The following is an 18,004-nucleotide window of genomic DNA, read 5'->3' as shown; positions in this document are numbered from 1 at the left end:
TGTTTAATTTTAATAAAACCAAAAATCCAGAATATGAAAAAATTAGTTTTAATCTCAGCCTGTTTATTTATGTTGACAAGTATGTCCGCACAAACTTTGAAAAAAGTCAACTATCAAGATGCTAAGCAAAAGTTGAATGCCTTGGTAACAGACAACACGCAACAAAAACGTCCAGCAGTTTTGATTTTACCAGCATGGAAAGGCATTGATAACGAGGCCAAACAAGCCGCGCTCGATTTACAAAAAGAAGGTTATATCGCTTTGATTGCTGATATATATGGAGAAGGAAATATTCCTAAAACCAATGAGGAAGCTGCAAAAATAGCGACATTCTATAAGACAGATTACAAAGCCTACCAGCATCGGATTCAGTTGGCGCTTGATGCTTTGATAAAACAAAATGCTGACCCCAAAAAAATAGCAGTTATTGGTTATTGTTTTGGCGGAACTGGCGCGTTAGAAGTTGCTAGAGCAGGCTTTCCTGTTGAAGGAGTTGTAAGTATTCATGGAGGACTTTTTAAGGATGAATCGCGTCCGAATGACCTTATTAAAACAAAGATTTTGGTTGAAAATCCAGCGGATGACAAGAGTGTAACAAAAGAGGATTATGATATGCTTATCCAAGAAATGAATGATGGAAAAGCCGATTGGCAGATTATTACCTATGCCAATTCTGGACACACTTTTACCAATCCAGAATCTGAAGATTACAATCCGATAATGGCAAAACGTGCTTGGAAACACACGTTGCAATTTCTTAGTGAGATTTTAAAATAAAAACGATTTAATTTTCGAAAGCTTCAAAAGTGCCGTCTTCAAAAAATAAAATAACGCGCTTCACTTTTTTCGAAGAATTTTCGTGTACCATTGGAAAATTCTCTAATGGCTGAGAATCGATTATTTTTTTTTCTTCTTTGTCAGAGGACATTTTATTCGTTTCTGAGGCATTAGTTTTTTGCTCTTTTTCTGGAATCAAATTATTTCGACCAAAACTTTCATCTTCTATTATAGAGAAAAGGTCGGGTAGGGGAAGCTTTTTTACTTCCACTTTTTCTTCAATAATTTCTATTTTAGGTTTTATCATTGGCCCATTATTATTGATTAGCCAGTCCCATTCTATGTCTGGGAAGCTATTTTTTACTTTGGTGATAAACTCCAAAGATGGCTTGTTCCGCCCTGAAGTGATGTGCGAAATACTCGACCGCTGGACATCTACTTTCTCAGCAAATTCTGACGGACTAATATTATAATGCTCCATAATAACGGAGATTCTCTCATTAATTTCCATTTTACAAATGTAATAAAACTTTTACAATTATAAATAGAGAAAATATTACAGAAGTAAACATTTAGAAATTACAAATGTGAACTAAACACTATATATCTAATAGTCAAGTAGTTGAATGATATAAAAATCTTGTATTGTTAAAATATTGTGGAAAGTTTAATTGTATAGAATTGTAAACTTTGTATTAATAAAAAACCAAGTTTTGATTAAAATTTACTAAAATTCTATTAAGCAATAGGTTATGGCTTTTGATACTATCTGCTATTAATCTTAAATAGTTTTTTTATAATTAACAAATGTATAACAAGCTATTGGGTAGTTGTTTACTCACATTTGTCATGTTTGATAAATTAGTCCTTAAATGAGGATTAAGTAGTGTTTTTATACTTAAAGTAAAGTTGAATTAAGTATTTATATAAATTATATAAAAAGCTGATAATTAAATAATTGTATAAATTAATTATAAATAGTTCAATTAACAATATTTTCAACAGACAAGATGGCATTTACATGTGTTTAATGAAATTACAATTGTAAACTTTAAATTATTCATTGCTTTTTCATAAATTTGACAAACTTAAATTATCAAATAATGGCTGGAATTTTCCAATACGTAAAAAATCAAGATTTCCCAGAACGCTATATTTCCCCAGAAAAATTATTTTCTTACCTACAAGCCAATCTCAGCGATTGTATCACGGAGATCGGAAAATCATCTTTAGGAAAACCCATCTATAAATTAAGTTTAGGAAATGGTCCTGTTAAAGTGGCGGCTTGGTCACAAATGCATGGCAACGAATCCACGGCGACTCTAGCAATGCTGGATTTACTAGAATTTTTTAAGGAGCATGATGAGGTTAAGCAGAAGCTTTTTTTAGCATTGACTTTAGATTTTATTTTTATGCTAAATCCTGATGGCTCGGAAGTCTGGACGCGTCGTAATGCTTTTGATATCGATATTAACAGGGATTTTTTAAAAGAATCAAGTATCGAAATGCGAATTTTGAAAAATTTTATAAAAGATACTAAATATGATTATGCGTTAAATCTTCACGATCAGCGTACTATTTTTTCTGCCGATAAAGATCTTCCGGCGACCCTTTCGTTTTTGGCCCCTTCACAAGATACTGAGCGAAGTTTAACGGAAAATAGAAAGAAAAGTATGGCTATTATTTCGGCGATTTTTATACAAATGCAACAATTCCTTCCGAACCAGATTGCACGTTATAATGACGAGTTTTATCCAACTTCCTCAGGTGATAATTTGATGAAATTTGGGATTCCGACAATCTTATTTGAAGGCGGTTTTTATCCAAATGATTATGGAAGACAACAGAGCCGAAAGTATTACACATATGCCTTGTTTTATGCACTGAAAACCATGGCTGTATTGCGAGGCGATACGGTAGGTTACGAGACTTATTTCAGAATTCCAGAAAATAAAGAAAGCCATTTTGATATCATTTATCGTAATGTAAAACTCAATACGGATTTTGACTGTGTTCTTGATATTGCGGTGCAGTACAAAGAGATTTTTGATGCTGAGATTAGTAATATTAAACTGATTCCTTATGTGGTTGAGGTTGGCGATCTTGGACGCAAAAAGGCTTGGCAAGAAGTTGATTGCACAGGGAGAAAATTCGTTTCTCAAAATAAATTTCCAAAACTAGATGCTGAAATTAATTTTAGTATTGAATAAACACATAAAAGTTTTTCAACTTCTTATTGTGGTATTTCTTGCGATTCTTTAGAGGCGTTCATATTTTTTGTTTTGGGAAGAAAATGAATAGCTTTTGGGATAATTATGTGAAAAATAGCATAATCTATTGATTAGAAATTTAGATCTCAAATCTTTATCATTATATTAGTTTGGTTTTTTAAGATAGAGAAAAATCATTTTTTTTTCTTCTGAAATTTGCAACATAATCCAAAAGAGATGCAAAAATTATAATTTATTGTACTCCTTAGTTTCGCAAGTTTTACCAATGTCCGCGGGCAAGGAGCCACTCGTATAAGTATAAGACAATGCCAAGAGTGGGCAAGAGAAAATTATCTTTTGATCAAACAATTCGGATTGATGGAAAAATCAAAAGAATACTCTTTGAGTAATGCCAGCAAAGGCTACTTACCACAATTTTCCGTAAATGCACAAGCAACCTACCAATCGGATGTGACAAGTCTAGGTACTAAACTACCTGGGTTTGAAATTGATAAAATTAGTAAAGATCAATATCGGGTGTATGGCGAGCTGAATCAAATTCTTTACGATGGCGGTGTTATTAAAAATAAAAAATAAAACATAAAAACAGAAAAAGAGGCTGATGTTGCATTTTTGGAAGTGAAACTTTACCAGTTAAAAAATCAAATCGAAGAGCTTTTTTTTGGATTTTTAGTTTTAAACAAAAAATTAGACCAGAATATAATTTATCAAAAAGACCTATAAAAAAAACGAATTGAAAGCTATCTTATAAATAAATAATCCTCCGAATTTGGAGGATTATTGTTTTAGTGATTCTCAACATATTTATGAAAATTATTGAGAATGTTATAATATTCTTGGCGCTGACTTTCGAAAGAATTAAGTTTGTCAGGCTCTATATCTTGTGTAATTTTCGTAGTAGTTGCATCAATCGTCTCGAAGCCAACCTTTACTACACGCCCATCTTTGGTGCGATAGATGATTTCTTCGTTCGGAATAATTTTTTCAAAAACACCAGCATAATCGAACGAATAACTGCCATCTTTTAGTGCCATTGTATTTTTAAACGTGCCACCTTCTTTAAAGTCGATATGTGAAGAAGTGCATCGCCAACGGTTGTCCACGACATTCCATTTCGAAATATGGTGCGACTGTGTATATAACTCCCAAACTTTGGAAGCTGGTGCCAAAATAATGATGTCAATTTTTATCGTTTCCATATTTTTTTTCTTTAAAGGTAATAATAATTATTAATAAATCATAAAAAATGAATTATTCTTGATAGCCTTTACCTTCCATAATCTTTGGGATATACCTTTCAATTCTTGCTAATCTTGTTGCAGTTTGTTTGGCTGCGGAAAAGTGTAAAAGGTAGCCGCGTTGTCGTCCGGGTGTCAATTTTTCAAAAGCTGTTTTTAGATCTGGATATTCTGCGAACATGGCAGTTAACTCTTCTGGAACGTCGTAGTCTTCGGTCTTTTTTAAGGTGACTTTTTTGCCTTCTTTTTCATTTTGTATAGCTTCGGCAATTAGGTTTTTTAGATCACTTTTTAGAGTTTCAATTTGTTCCAGACCAGTGATTTTTATCACGCGACTCGACTGCGAGTTTTCACCCATCTGTACCAAAAGTTGCTTTGGATCTTTCAACAATACACCTTTGAAAAAGCTTAAAACGCAAAAGTCTTTGAAAGGACCTACTATTATTACATTTTTAGCATTGACTTTGTAACAAGGTTGGTACCATTTGAAATCTTCTTCCACATCAAATTCTAAAATCAATTCCCGAAGAGCGGTTATTTCGTTATGCCAAGCGGATTTCTTTGTTAGATATGCATCAACTTTTGGATTGCGTTTTACCTCAGCCATTGTTCTATATTAAAACCTAAAATTACTGAAATTTAGTTTAAAATTAATATTAAACTTCCGATACTTATAAAAATCCAAAGAAAAATAGCTAGAAATAATGGTTTTATACTAATCGATCTTAGCGCTTCAATCGATAAGGTTGAACCAATTAAAAACAAGGTGAGATTAAGCCCCAATTTTGAAATCTCTGTAATCGTAGGACTTACCACTTCAAAAATAGGAAAGTAAGTACTTAATAAAATAGCGATGATGAAAAAGCCAATAAACCAAGGAATTTTAATTTTTGAATCTTTAGTTTTAAAAATAAACATCGTTAAAATAGAAACCGGAATTATCCAAAGTGCGCGTGCTAGTTTCACTGTTGTTGCCGTTTTCAGAGCTTCATCACCATATTTACTGGCTGCGCCAACTACCGAACTGGTGTCGTGTATGCCAATCGCACACCACATTCCAAAGTCTTGTTGCGACATCATTAGCCAATGTCCAATACTTGGATAAACGAATAGAGCAACGGAATTGAGCGAAAAAACAATAGCCAATGCCAACGAAATTTGTTTGGTATTCGCCTTGATAATTGGAGATACGGCGGCTATGGCACTTCCTCCACAAATAGCTGTACCAGCGGAAATAAGATAAGAAAGCGGTCTTTCTATGTTTAAAAGTTGTCCTAAAAAATAGCCGAGAATCAAAACACTAAAAATACTGCCAACCGTTAATAAAAAACCAGATTGCCCAACTTGCAAAGCTTCATCGAGATGCAGTCCAAATCCAAGTCCGACAATAGAAATCTGCAAGAGTTTGGAAATGTATTTTGAAACTTTATTTTCGAAGGGATTTCCGACCAAAATGGCAAAGAAAAGACCGAGCAATAACGCAATAGGCGAACTTACCAAACCGCTAAATGATAAAATTGCAAGAACACTAAATATTAAAATTTGAATGTTTTTATTGGAGGTTAAAAAGCCCATTATTTTTTTCTGCAAATTACCTGTATTTGTTATTACGAATCAAATCATAAATAATTATAGTCAATAACTTTTTGTTATAAATATGTTTTCTACAAAAACCAAAGTTCAAATACAGAACCTTTTTCTAGTCGGCGATAGACGATATAGCCATTGTGCGCTTCCATAATACTTTTGGAAAGCGTAAGCCCAATTCCCGAACCATTTGGTCGCGTGGTAAAAAACGGAAGAAAAATTTTAGATTCAATCTGCGAGTCTATGCCTTGCCCATTGTCTTCAACGCTGATAACCACACGATTGTTGCTTTCGAAAACTTGCAATCGAATGTGTTTGTTTTCTTGATGTTGAAGTGCCAATTGTGCATTGGTTAAAAGATTTACCAAAACGCGTTCTATCATGCTTTCATCTGCCTGAACAAAGAAATCTTGAAGGTCCACGTCAAGTTTTATGTTCTGAATTTTAAATTCGTGTTCGAAAATTTTTAACACCTTTTCGATACTATTCCGTAGATTAATTCTCGATTTTTTAGGCTTTGGAAGTTCTGCTATTTGACGATAACTATCGATGAAATGGAGTAATTGTTGCGATTTGGAATTGATGATTTTCAAAGAATCTTTTATTTCTTCTTGATCCTCGTCGGTTAGATTTTCTTGTTCGGTTAAATATTCCAGATTATGAATCAAACTATTAACTGGCGTTAGCGAGTTGAGAAGCTCATGCGAAATGACTTTCATTAGATTATTCCAAGCTAATTTCTCCTTTTTGTCGATAATTTTTTGGATGGATTCCATAGAAATCACACAAAAATCATTTTGAAAATTGGAAATTCTGGAAGTTCGAATCGAGAACGATTGCGCGCTACTTTCTTGAATGGAAATATCTATAAATTCCTGCGAATCTAGAAAATCTGTTGCTTCAATGAGTTTAAAAAATTCTGGCGATTTTTCTTGATAAAATGCCCAAGAATTGTATTTCGGAACTTTTAAAATTCTGGTGAAACTCGGATTGCAGTAGAAAACCTGCCAGTCTTTTTCCGAAGATGATTTGTTTAAAATTAAAAATCCAATTTCCATTTTGTCCAAAATAGAATCGTACAGATTTTTGTAAGAATACAAATTTTTATGTTCGTCTTTTGTTTGATAATAAAGCTTTACAGCACTTGATTTTAAGTCGTTGGACTTGGAGATTTTTGGAAAAAGTGAAAAATCTTTTTGACGAATGGAAGAAATGATTTTTTCTACTTCATTCATTTTTTGATTAAAATTTAACCAGTAGAACATTTGAAAAATGACAGCAAAAACGAACAAAATAACCGCTGTAAAGGCTTTCTGATGCCAAAATGCATCAAAAGCCAGAAGACAAAATACCAAACTGAGAAGGCTCCAAAACAGCCAAATCCAATAAATTTTATTCATTGTTTATATTCCAAATTTTTCCATTCTACGGTAGAGTGCAGCACGAGAAAGTCCCAAGGCATCGGCGGCGGCAGAGATATTTCCACGGTATTTTTTCAAGGCATTTTTAATGAGTTTTTCTTCCATTTCTTCCAAATTTAAAGAAGCTAAAGTTTCTTGATTTTTTTCGAAACCTTGCCATTTCAACTGAATTTTGTTGGTGTCTGCCAAAATAATTTCGCGCTCCAAACTATGTTCCAATTCACGAATATTTCCAGGAAAAGCATATTGAATCACTTCCTTTAAATTAGAAATTTCAATATTGGATTTATGGTATTTTTTTTCAAATTTTTCAATGAAAAACGCGGCTAAATTTGGGATATCTTCTTTTCGTTCCCGAAGCGGCGGCAATTCCACTTCCACAGTATTGATTCTGAAATACAAATCTTCGCGAAATTTGCCTTCTGCAACCAGTTTTTTCAAATTAGCATTGGTCGCAAAAATGAATCTCACATCGGGAAAACGTTCTTTGGTTTCGCCAATTCGTGATAATTTTTTAGTTTGAATTAGAGTCAATAATTTTTGTTGCAAACCCAACGATAAATTCCCAATTTCATCAAGGAAAACGGTTCCACCATCGGCATTTTCAATCTTTCCAGCTTTATCGGTTTTGGCATCAGTAAAAGCACCTTTGGCGTAACCGAACAATTCTGCTTCGAACAAATTTTCGGAAATCGCGCCCAAATCAATATGTACAAAAGCTTCATTTTTTCGCAAAGAGTGTTGATAGAGGTATTCTGCCATCACGTATTTTCCGGTTCCGTTTTCACCTAAAAGAAGCACATTTGCGTCAGTTTTTGCTACTTTTTGTAAGGTTTGCATCACGGTATTCATCTTTGCAGATTGGCTTTCCAATTGATAATTGGTATTTTTTTTCAACAGATTTTCCCATTGTGACAGTTTTTTATTTTTTCGGGACAAATCCACAGCGAGATTTACAGAAGCATAGAGTTTTTCGTTGTTCCAAGGTTTCAGAATAAAATCGGTAGCGCCCATTTTTAAAGCTTCCACAGCCAATTCTACTTCGCCATAAGCCGTCATGAGAATCACAGGAATGTTTTTATTAATTTCTTTGATTTCAGAAAGCCAATACAAACCTTCTTTTCCATCTTCGAAACCTCTTCTAAAGTTCATGTCCAGCAAAATGGCGTCAATATCATTTTCATTAATCGTAGAAATTATTTTTTGTGGCGAACTGATGTTGATAACGTTTGTGAAAAACTTCTTCAGCCAAACTCTGGCGGAAAATAATATGTCTTCGTCGTCATCGACAATTAGGATTCCGGCTTCTTTTTTTCTCATGTTTATTAAAATAAATGTTCGGTTTTGAACAAATACTGTTCATTTTCGAACATTTTTAAAATTGATTTGTTTTCTTCATAATCTCATTATCAGGATATTACAGATTTATAATTTTTGTGGCATTATGTTCGTGTAATAAACTGTGAATCAAACTACTATAATGGATACGAAGGTAGAGAAAAAACAATCGAAAATCAAAATCATCATCATCGTTTTGGTCGGGATTTTTGGCATTGGTATTTTTTTAAGCTATTTCTTTCAGCAAAAAAAAACTTATAATGTGAAAATCGAAAATCTCCAAATAGAAGAAGTGAGCGAAGGGAAATTTGAAGATATGTTGATGATTACAGCACAAACGCAATCGTTAAATTCTTCTCTTGTGAATGTTTTGGAAGGCGGAATGGTAAAAGAAATTTATACCGAAGATGGACAAATGGTCAGCCAAGGTGAGCCATTGGCGCGCGTGTACAATCCGAATACAGAATTCAATTATATGAATCAAGAAACAGGAATTATGCAACAGATCAACCAAATGAGAAATTCGCTTTTGGAACTGAAAGATCAGGAATTCAATCAAAATAAAGAGTTATTGCAAGCGCAAAATGATTACAATACGGCTTTGCAAACCTATAATCTTCAAAAGCGTCTTTATGATGCAGAAATTGGAAAAAAATCTGAATTTGATTTGGCTAAACAAAATATGCAATATCAAAAAAAGAGAAAACAGATTACAGAACAAGGTATCGTCAGCGAAAACAACTCCAGAAATCAGCAAATTTCAGCAATTAATTTATCGATTAATCAGATGCAAAAAAGTTTGAATGTTTTGAAATCGAACAAAAATAATTTTCTCATTATGGCGCCTGTTTCTGGGAGATTATCGTCTTTCAGTCTATCTTTGGGTCAGAACCTGACTTCGGGTGAAAGCATTGGGAAAATCGATTTGATGGATGGTTACAAGTTGGTGGCAAAAGTGGACGAATATTACATCAACAAATTACAACTTGGTATAAAAGGAACGCTGGATAACAATGGGAAAAGTGACAATGTAATCGTGACAAAAGTACTTCCAGAAGTGAAAGATGGACAGTTTTCTGTAGAATTGAATTTCGCAGATACAGAAAAACCAAATAATCTCAAAATAGGAATGACCTTCGGTGTGAAGCTGAAATTGTCCGCAGACACGCAAAGTATGATGATTCCGAAAGGCAATTTCTATAAAGATACCAACGGAAAATGGATTTTTGTGGTAAACGGAACGAAAGCCGAAAAACGAAATATCAGTTTGGGACGAGAAAATCCACTGTTTTACGAAGTGACTTCGGGATTGAAAAAAGGTGACAAAGTAATCGTATCGGATTATAATGATTATAAAAATTATGAAATTTTAGACTTGAAAAAATAAGATGAAAAAAGTAAATGTATATTTAGGTTTAACATTAATGCTGATTGGGAATTTGGCAAACGCACAAAACAAAATTGAAGCTTATGTGGATGAACGTGTGGAGCTGATGAGCTCTGTTTTCAGGATGATAGATGCAGAAGAATACAGCGAGGAAAATAATGCGTTGTATGTCGAAGACCTCGAAAAACATTTTGGATCTTTTAAAAATTCAGAATTTCTAAAAAATCTTGCAAAAGACAGAAATAATGATGGTTTGGGCTATGATGCCGTGATGTCTATGGCTGTAAATTTAAAAATTAAAAACGGGAAAATTAGCTTAATCGATCCCAAAAGAACCTCGTTGGACAAACGTTGGAAAACGGAGAAACTTCCCGATTTTATCCAGAGTTTGAATCAGTATTACAAACAAACCAAGTTTAATGATTTTTATAAATCCCATCAAAAAGATTATCAGCAAGCAGCGAAAGCTTTTAGCGATTCGGTTTTGGTGAAACTGAATCAAGAATGGTATCCGAAATTTTACGGAAAACAACCGAATGAAGATTACAAAGTCGTTATTGGATACGGAAACGGTGGGGGAAATTATGGCCCACGCGTCGAAGGAAAAAAACGTGATGTGGTGTATGCCATTGTGAGCGGCGGAAAATTTGATGGCAGAAAATTGACGTATACAAGCGCTTATGCGCCGACTTTGATTCATGAATTCAACCATTCTTTTGTGAATTATATTCTAGACACCCAAAATTATAAAAACGAACTAGAATCTGCGGGCGAAAAGATTTTAAGCGCTGTGAAAGAGCCTATGTCAAACCAAGCTTATGGAAATTGGGAAACTATTATCAACGAATCGATTGTTCGTGCTGCGGTGATCGTTTACATGAAAGAAAATGCTTTTTCCGAAGCTGATATTAAAGCCGAATATAAAGATCAAATGAAACGTAGATTTCTTTGGATACCCGAATTGGTCGCGCTTTTAGAACATTATCAATTGAACAGAAAACAATATCCAACTCTTGAAAGCTTTTACCCAAAAATTGTAGAATTTTTCCAAAATGTGGGAAATAATGTGCAAACAATTGTTGCAGATTACGAAGTGAAGCTTCCAAAAGTAAAATCAATTTCGCCTGATATCAATGGAAAAAATGATGTCGATCCGTCTATCAAAGAAATCATTGTGTCTTTTGATAAAATGATGAATGCGAGTGGAATGTCCATCAATATTGGAAGTTTGGGAAGAGAAGGCGTTCCGATTAGCAGCAGACCTGTGTATATCAACGATAACAACGCCATGAAAATTGAAGTAAGCATGAAACCAAATACAGAATACGAATTTATTTTCGTAGGAAACCGCTTCGAATCCGTGGAGGGATTTCCTTTGCAAGAATATGTGGTGAAATTTAAAACAAAATAGAACTCTTAGAATTACGAACCTAGACGTCAAATCTTAGACTTTAAACTATAAACTATAAACTATAAACTATAAACTATAAACTATAAACTTTATACTAAACACCAAAACAATGATAACAACACATCGACTTTCAAAAATATACCGCACAGAAGATGTAAAAACTACGGCTTTGAATGAAGTAAGTTTAACAATTAATGAAGGTGAATTCGTTGCCATTATGGGATCTTCAGGCTGTGGAAAATCGACACTTTTGAATGTTTTAGGCTTATTAGACGATGCATCTAAAGGTTCTTATCAATTCTTAGGACACGAAATTGTGGGAACTAATGAAAAAACAAGAGCGGCTTATCGCAAAAAAAATATCGGTTTTATTTTTCAAAATTTTAACCTGATTGATGAATTATCCGTGTACGAAAACATCGAACTTCCTTTAATCTACAACGGAATTTCCTCATCAGAACGCAAGAAAAGAGTCGAGGAGATTATGGAGAAAATCAACATCAGTCATCGCGCAAAGCATTATCCACAACAACTTTCTGGTGGGCAGCAACAACGAGCGGCGGTTGCCAGAGCGTTGGTGACAAGACCAAAACTTATTCTTGCCGATGAGCCTACGGGAAACCTCGATTCTTCCAACGGAAACGAAGTGATGAATCTTCTTGCAGAACTTCATCGCGAAGGTTCCACCATTGTGATGGTGACGCACTCGTCTTACGATGCTGGTTTTGCCTCACGAATTGTCAATATGAAAGACGGCGAAATATTTAGTGAAGAGCTGACCTCACAACGAAAAGACGTTTTCGAAAAAGCAGAAGCTTCGGAACTTTAAAAATATTATTAAACTAAATTATTTTCACAAGAATCAACAGAGAAGCTTTGATGTATTTCTGGTTTCTCTGTCTTTCTTCATTGAAAAAAACGAATTATCATGTTAAAAAACTGGCTAAAAATAGCATTCATCAATTATAAAAAGAATTGGCTTTCCACGGTGATTAATCTGTTCGGGTTAAGCATTGGACTTACTGGGTTTATGCTGATTTTGATGCACTGGAATGACGAAGAATCCTATGAAAAATGGAATCCAAAGAAAGACCATATTTACGGATTTCAGGCTTATTACAAAAATGATAACATCTATGGAAGTGGTGCGTCTTATCCAATTGTTACAACAGCTTTAGAAAAAATTCCTGAGATTGAAGATTTTTTTCTGATAAATGCAACAGGACAAGGTGCTAAAATGACAGCTAATGGCAAAAGTGTTTTCCAGGATGATGGGATGAGAACTTCGGACAGCTTTTTTAATTTTTTTCCGTTTAAAATTATTTCTGGAAGCTATAAGAATGCTTTAAAAGATAAAAACTCAATAAATATATCAACAGAAGTCGCCAGCAAATTATTTGGAAAGACCAATGTTGCTGGAGAAAGTGTGATTATTTTTGATCAAAAATATATTATACAATCCGTTTATGAATTGCCAAAAGGGAAATCTCAGATAAAACCTCAATTCGTTTTTCTAGCTTATGATAATCTAAAAAACGATAAAGAACAATGGGGAAATTTTAACTATGCCGCCTTTTTCCTTTTAAAAGATGGCGTAGATTCTAAAGTAGTCGATGAAAAAATTAAAAATGAAGTTTTAGAATTAAGAGCGAAAATAGGAGCCAAACAAGCTGGTATTTCTATGGAAGAATATATGAATAAGTATGGTCCTAATGACGTTCTGTTAATCGCTTTGGATAAAATAAAACTACACTCAGAAGCCTCATGGTTTGGAAAAGGTGATTTTAAAACGATATTAATTTTATTCTCATTATCAGTTCTTATTTTGATTTTATCAGCCATCAATTTAATCAATCTGAAAACCGCTCAGGCTTCTCAAAGAGCCAAAGAAGTTGGCGTAAGAAAAGCGGTTGGGAGTACAAAAGGCGCATTAATTCTACAATTTTTATTAGAATCGTTTATCGTTTGTTTTAGCGCTTTTATTTTCTCGTTGGTCGCGACCGAATTAGTCTTGCCATCGTACAACAAATTTATTGGAAAAGAAATGCGTTTAGACAATCCAATGGTGATTTTCTATGCGGTTCTTATGGTGGTTGTCGTAGGAATTATTGCCGGACTCTTGCCAGCGTTGTATTTATCCAACTTCAAAGCCATCGAAACTTTAAAAGGAAATTTTGCTCGTAGCAAACACGGAACATGGCTTAGAAACGGGATTTTAACTTTACAATTGATTATTTCATCTTTCTTCGTGATTGGCGGCCTCATTATCCACGAACAAGTGAAATACATGATGAATAAAGACTTAGGATATAATGGAAATCAAATTATGGAAGTTCAGTTCATGCATCGTGATGAAAAACCTTGGCTGAAATATGAACGATTGAAAACAGAATTGTCCAAAATTCCGGGAGTCGTGGATGTTTCTTTTAGTGAAGCCACGCCAGCCAATGGCAATTGGAGCGATTCTAACATGGATTTTAAAGACAAAAGTATCCAATCTCGACATGGTTCTATGGATTATAATTTTCTAAAATTCATGGATGTAAAATTGAAAAAAGGTCGTTTTCTGGATTCTAATTTAGCTTCTGACAGTATTAATACTTTGATTGTAAATGAAGCCTTTGTGCGGAAATTCGGAATGACAGATGACGAGGTTTTGAAGAATGAATTCAGACCAGGTTTTGATGATAAACCTTACCGCGTCGTAGGAATTGTAAAGGATTTCAACTTAGCAGGTCTTGAATCTGAGGTGACGCCAGTGTCGTTTTTTCATTACAAAGAAACCTCTTGGAAACGATTTAATATGTACAGCATTTTGGTGAAAATTAATCAAAATGACATCGAAGCTACGGTAGATAGAATTAAAAAATATTGGAGTAATAATGTTGAAATAGGATATCCGTTTGAAGGTAATTTTATCAATAAAAGATTTGCAAAAACCTACGAGAAATATCAAAAACAACAGACTCTATTCACGATTCTAAATATCATGGTTTTAATAATTGCTTTGTTGGGATTGTTCGCTTTGTCATCATTAATGATTGAACAAAAACTGAAAAATGTTGCGATTAGAAAAACATTAGGCGCTTCTAGTAAAGAACTGATTTTAGGTTTAACAAAACAGTTTCTTATCATCACGACGATTGCAGTATTCATCAGTATTCCGATAAGTTATTATTTTATGAACGAATGGCTGAAAGACTTCGCTTACCGCATTGATATGCCGCTTTGGCCCTATGTTTTGAGCTTATTTTTATTACTGATTTTGACCTTCGCGGTGGTTAGTATTAAAGCCTATCAAGCCACAAAAGTCAATCTTGTCAAGTATTTGAAATACGAGTAGATAGAGATTTGAGATTAGAAACTAGAAACTAGAAACTAGAAACTAATAACCAACAACTAGAAAACACAATTTGTCATTCCGAGGTGCAAGAAATCTCGCGACATTATCATCAGAATATTAAAATCCAAAATTCCGAATTGCAGAAAAAAAGGAATTTATAGCATCTAAACAATGAAAAAGTTAGTTTTTTTATTCATCATTAATTGGCTTCCGGCGCAGCAATCCTGGAATTTGCAGGAATGTTTGGATTATGCATTGAAAAATAATCCTGATGTGCAGCAGTGGTTGTTGGAAGTTAACAAAAGCATCCATGAAAAAAATAATGCCAACGGAAAATTACTACCTTCGGTGGGTATGGGAGTTGGTCATAGTTACAGTTTTGGTTCTACAATTAATCCGTCCAACAACGCTCGTGAAGCCACGAATGTGCAATACGATCAGTTTTTTGCACAAACCAATTTAGATGTTTTTTCCTGGAAAAATTACCTCAATATTGGACTTTCAAAACTCAATAAAGAAGGTTCGGAATTTCGTGTGAAAACAGCTCAAAACCATCTTCAATTATCGATTATCAATTTGTTTTTTCAGTATCAGAAAAGCAAATCTTGGCTGGAAGTTCTTGAGCCTCAAGTGGCGGGAATGAAAGAGCAAATCATCAGAACAGAAAAAGAAGTGGAAATCGGAAACCGCGCAAAAAGCGATGTTTACGATATTAAAGCCAATTTTGGAACCATCCAGGAGCAATGGATTTCTGCGCAAAATGACAACAATTTGGCAAAAATTAATCTTTTGGCAGCGCTCAATATTAATCAAGATTCTGTGGATTTTGTGATGCCGGACGAAGCGCTTTCTGTTTTGTCTTGGACTTCTAAAAATGAAATGATTGAGGAGCTCATCAAGAGAAATCCTATTTATTTAGAAAATCAAAAAAATGCTGAAATTGCTGTTCAAAAGATTAAAATGGCAAAGTCGGATTATCTTCCCACGATTTCTGGACAATACCAATGGTCAACATTTTACAGTAAAACGCTTAATGCTAATTTAATTTCAGAATCCTTTTCTAATCAGTTTTCACAAAACAAAAACCAACAAGTTTATTTGGGTTTTAATATTCCTGTTTTTCAACAATTCCAAGTGAGAAATAATGTTGAAATAGCCAAACTGGATCAACTCAACATCCATCTTGAAAATCAAAAACGATTAACAGAATTGTATAAAGTGCTGAATATCATTACGGAACAATATCTTAATGCTTCCGAAAGAAATCGTTTGTTACAAGAAAATTTTGAAAATCAGAAGTTGTCTTTCGATCGTTCCGAAGAAAAATACCGCGAAGGTTTGATTGATGCGTATAATTTTTTTGTGGTCCGCAACAATTGGTTACAAGCGAACTACAATCTTATCAATAGCAAATATGATGTGATGCAACAAGCCGCGTTGTTGCGGGTTTTTGAGAATTAATAGCTTATAGGACCAATTTAGGTTCTTCAAAATTTATATTGGGAATATTTCTCGGAATTTTTCCAATCTCTAATGTTGAACGTATGTCGAAGGCGAAATGCCTACAATTTGTTTAAAAATCGCAGCAAATTTGCTGTGTGACGAATAGCCCGCTTCTTCGGCCAAAGTAGTGATTTTGAAATGGCGAAAATCCTTATTATCATTGAGTTTTCTTAAGATATAATCGATTCTAAGTTTATTAATATAGGCGTTAAAATCGGTGTTTTTATAGTTTTTGATAAAGCGTGAAAGGTATTTCGTATTGGTTTCTCGATGAGCCGCTAGATAGGGAAGAGATAGATTTTTATTAGTAAAAAGTCCACTTTCTTCAAACTTTTCGAGCTTTTGTATGATCTTGACTTTTGTTTCCACAGACATGAAACTAAGATCCTCGCAGCATTTTGTTTCTACAAAAATTTCTTGTTTTTCTGGATTAAAACTGATTTTTCTGAGGAATTTTTTTTTAATGGAAAACTATTTTCTGTGTTAAGCGCACTATTTTGTAAGCTGGCAATCTCTTTTTGTTTTTTGTTTAACAAAATAATAGGTAACAATTCCACCAATTAAGATTCCAATGATTATGGCAAGGATAATTATTATGAAAATGAGTATGCTGTGCATTGTTATTTTTTTAAATAAAAAGAGGTCTAAGTGCTGTTTTTTGTAATTGTTTTTAATTTATTTAATAATCGTTTAAATTTATGTATTCTTATTAAATTCTATAATATATTAAATAATTAAAAAATATAAATAGTTATTTTTATTATTTGACTACAAATTTAAATAATAGATTCTTAAGTTTATTTTCTTTTAAAGATAAAATTTTTAATTATTGTTTTCCCGAAAATGAAAAGCCGTAAAAGCTTACAAATCAAATTATCTAACATTGACGAAATGTAATTTTAGTAGTTTGTTGTTCAGTGTATTAATGCTTATATTTTGTTTTTCTTTGGATGCTTTTTTATATTTACTTATTGTTAAATTCTGTTTTCTGTAAATTGAAATACTCTTAATGACGTGATATTTTTTTATATTTGTGAAAACACAGATAACGCGAAAAAAGATTTGTTTTTAATTAGGAAATAAATAATAATAACAAATCATGAAGAAAATACTTGTAAGCACAAGTTTTTTTATTTTTTTTAACACTTTTGCGCAAGTGGGAATTAATACTCCAGATCCTACTAGAAGCTTACACGTGCAAGGAAATCTAAAAGTTGTCAATCTAAAAAATGCATCAGAAGATGCCGCCTTTGAAAGAATATTGGTTAGTGATCCAGATGGAAATGTTGATTACGCCAACAGAAAAGTTTTTTTGCCCAGTGGAGGAATTGGTGCCGTAGATAAAGAAAGTTATAGTGAAATCTATAACAACGATAGCACCAGTGGAATAGTTACAAAAAAGCTTAAATGTGGAAAATTTTTCTTTGTTTTCAATGAAACTACCTCTTCTAATATTATGTTTGGCCTAAATGAGCAGCCAGCAAGCACGGTAAGCATTTATATGAATATGGAGCAAAATTGGAATGGCAATGGCTTTCAATTTTATCAAGGTACAAATAGTACGAATGGTACCGATACACCCTTTAGTTTTACAACGAGCAATTATAATACCCCACAGGAGTTTAAAAGTTCCAATCTTGCATTGTATGAGCAAAATGTGATGACCTTCCAATATCCAGGCGATCAAGATATCTATAGATTGACAATTTATAAAGTGGGACATACTTCTAATAGCTATGATTTCGTATCAGCGTGTGAAAAATTTTAA

At 33.5% G+C, this 18,004-nt stretch carries 16 protein-coding genes; 9 read left to right on the top strand and 7 right to left on the bottom strand.

Annotated features, from left to right (window positions below; genetic code table 11):
- The first annotated feature begins 33 nt into the window (after positions 1-33).
- Complete coding sequence (locus tag ACVFVN_RS04385) at positions 34-777, top strand: dienelactone hydrolase family protein (RefSeq protein ID WP_456234347.1); 744 nt, start codon at positions 34-36, stop codon at positions 775-777.
- A 7-nt stretch (positions 778-784) separates the two neighbouring features.
- On the opposite strand, the gene ACVFVN_RS04380 is transcribed toward ACVFVN_RS04385, so the two are convergent.
- The gene (locus ACVFVN_RS04380) at positions 785-1,288 is read right to left on the bottom strand and encodes a helix-turn-helix transcriptional regulator (RefSeq protein WP_456234346.1); all 504 of its coding nucleotides are present in this window, start codon (positions 1,286-1,288) and stop codon (positions 785-787) included.
- 592 nt (positions 1,289-1,880) lie between these two features.
- On the opposite strand from ACVFVN_RS04380, the gene ACVFVN_RS04375 reads away from it, so the two are divergent.
- Complete coding sequence (locus tag ACVFVN_RS04375) at positions 1,881-2,987, top strand: M14 family zinc carboxypeptidase (RefSeq protein ID WP_456234345.1); 1,107 nt, start codon at positions 1,881-1,883, stop codon at positions 2,985-2,987.
- Between the two features lie 357 nt (positions 2,988-3,344).
- A complete protein-coding gene (locus ACVFVN_RS04370) occupies positions 3,345-3,584 on the top strand; it encodes a hypothetical protein (protein WP_456234344.1) in 240 nt (79 codons plus the stop codon).
- A gap of 209 nt (positions 3,585-3,793) precedes the next feature.
- Here ACVFVN_RS04370 and ACVFVN_RS04365 read toward each other — a convergent pair whose 3' ends face one another.
- From ACVFVN_RS04365 to ACVFVN_RS04345, 5 genes are all read right to left on the bottom strand, one after another.
- Positions 3,794-4,207 carry an SRPBCC domain-containing protein gene (locus ACVFVN_RS04365; RefSeq protein WP_165131914.1) on the bottom strand — a complete coding sequence of 138 codons (414 nt, stop codon included), beginning with the start codon at positions 4,205-4,207 and terminating at the stop codon, positions 3,794-3,796.
- Between the two features lie 52 nt (positions 4,208-4,259).
- Complete coding sequence (locus tag ACVFVN_RS04360) at positions 4,260-4,853, bottom strand: YdeI/OmpD-associated family protein (protein ID WP_456234343.1); 594 nt, start codon at positions 4,851-4,853, stop codon at positions 4,260-4,262.
- A gap of 32 nt (positions 4,854-4,885) precedes the next feature.
- Positions 4,886-5,821 (bottom strand): YeiH family protein, encoded by a 936-nt coding sequence (locus ACVFVN_RS04355; RefSeq protein ID WP_456234385.1) that lies wholly within the window; start codon positions 5,819-5,821, stop codon positions 4,886-4,888.
- An 89-nt stretch (positions 5,822-5,910) separates the two neighbouring features.
- Positions 5,911-7,233, bottom strand: coding sequence for an ATP-binding protein (locus tag ACVFVN_RS04350; protein ID WP_456234342.1), 1,323 nt, complete (start codon positions 7,231-7,233; stop codon positions 5,911-5,913).
- A 3-nt stretch (positions 7,234-7,236) separates the two neighbouring features.
- The gene (locus ACVFVN_RS04345; RefSeq protein WP_456234341.1) at positions 7,237-8,574 is read right to left on the bottom strand and encodes a sigma-54-dependent transcriptional regulator; all 1,338 of its coding nucleotides are present in this window, start codon (positions 8,572-8,574) and stop codon (positions 7,237-7,239) included.
- A gap of 160 nt (positions 8,575-8,734) precedes the next feature.
- Here ACVFVN_RS04345 and ACVFVN_RS04340 point away from each other — a divergent pair, with 160 nt between their 5' ends.
- The 5 genes from ACVFVN_RS04340 (at position 8,735) to ACVFVN_RS04320 (ending at position 16,194) form a co-directional block, all read left to right on the top strand.
- Positions 8,735-9,979 (top strand): efflux RND transporter periplasmic adaptor subunit, encoded by a 1,245-nt coding sequence (locus ACVFVN_RS04340; RefSeq protein WP_456234340.1) that lies wholly within the window; start codon positions 8,735-8,737, stop codon positions 9,977-9,979.
- A gap of 1 nt (position 9,980) precedes the next feature.
- On the top strand, positions 9,981-11,390 hold the full coding sequence (locus ACVFVN_RS04335; protein WP_456234339.1) for a DUF4932 domain-containing protein: 1,410 nt from the start codon (positions 9,981-9,983) through the stop codon (positions 11,388-11,390).
- A gap of 109 nt (positions 11,391-11,499) precedes the next feature.
- Positions 11,500-12,219: an ABC transporter ATP-binding protein gene (locus tag ACVFVN_RS04330; protein ID WP_456234338.1), complete on the top strand. Its 720-nt coding sequence runs from the start codon at positions 11,500-11,502 to the stop codon at positions 12,217-12,219.
- 99 nt (positions 12,220-12,318) lie between these two features.
- On the top strand, positions 12,319-14,733 hold the full coding sequence (locus tag ACVFVN_RS04325) for an FtsX-like permease family protein (RefSeq protein ID WP_456234337.1): 2,415 nt from the start codon (positions 12,319-12,321) through the stop codon (positions 14,731-14,733).
- A 171-nt stretch (positions 14,734-14,904) separates the two neighbouring features.
- Positions 14,905-16,194, top strand: a complete 1,290-nt coding sequence (locus ACVFVN_RS04320) for a TolC family protein (RefSeq protein WP_456234336.1) — start codon at positions 14,905-14,907, stop codon at positions 16,192-16,194.
- A gap of 69 nt (positions 16,195-16,263) precedes the next feature.
- Here ACVFVN_RS04320 and ACVFVN_RS04315 read toward each other — a convergent pair whose 3' ends face one another.
- Positions 16,264-16,611: a helix-turn-helix domain-containing protein gene (locus tag ACVFVN_RS04315; RefSeq protein ID WP_456234335.1), complete on the bottom strand. Its 348-nt coding sequence runs from the start codon at positions 16,609-16,611 to the stop codon at positions 16,264-16,266.
- A 724-nt stretch (positions 16,612-17,335) separates the two neighbouring features.
- Between ACVFVN_RS04315 and ACVFVN_RS04310 the strand changes: the two genes are divergently transcribed.
- Positions 17,336-18,004 (top strand): hypothetical protein, encoded by a 669-nt coding sequence (locus tag ACVFVN_RS04310; protein ID WP_456234334.1) that lies wholly within the window; start codon positions 17,336-17,338, stop codon positions 18,002-18,004.

Source organism: Soonwooa purpurea (genome assembly GCF_053891095.1).
The sequence above is the reverse complement of the archived record's forward strand: the minus strand, read 5'-3'. Positions and strand labels throughout refer to the sequence as shown.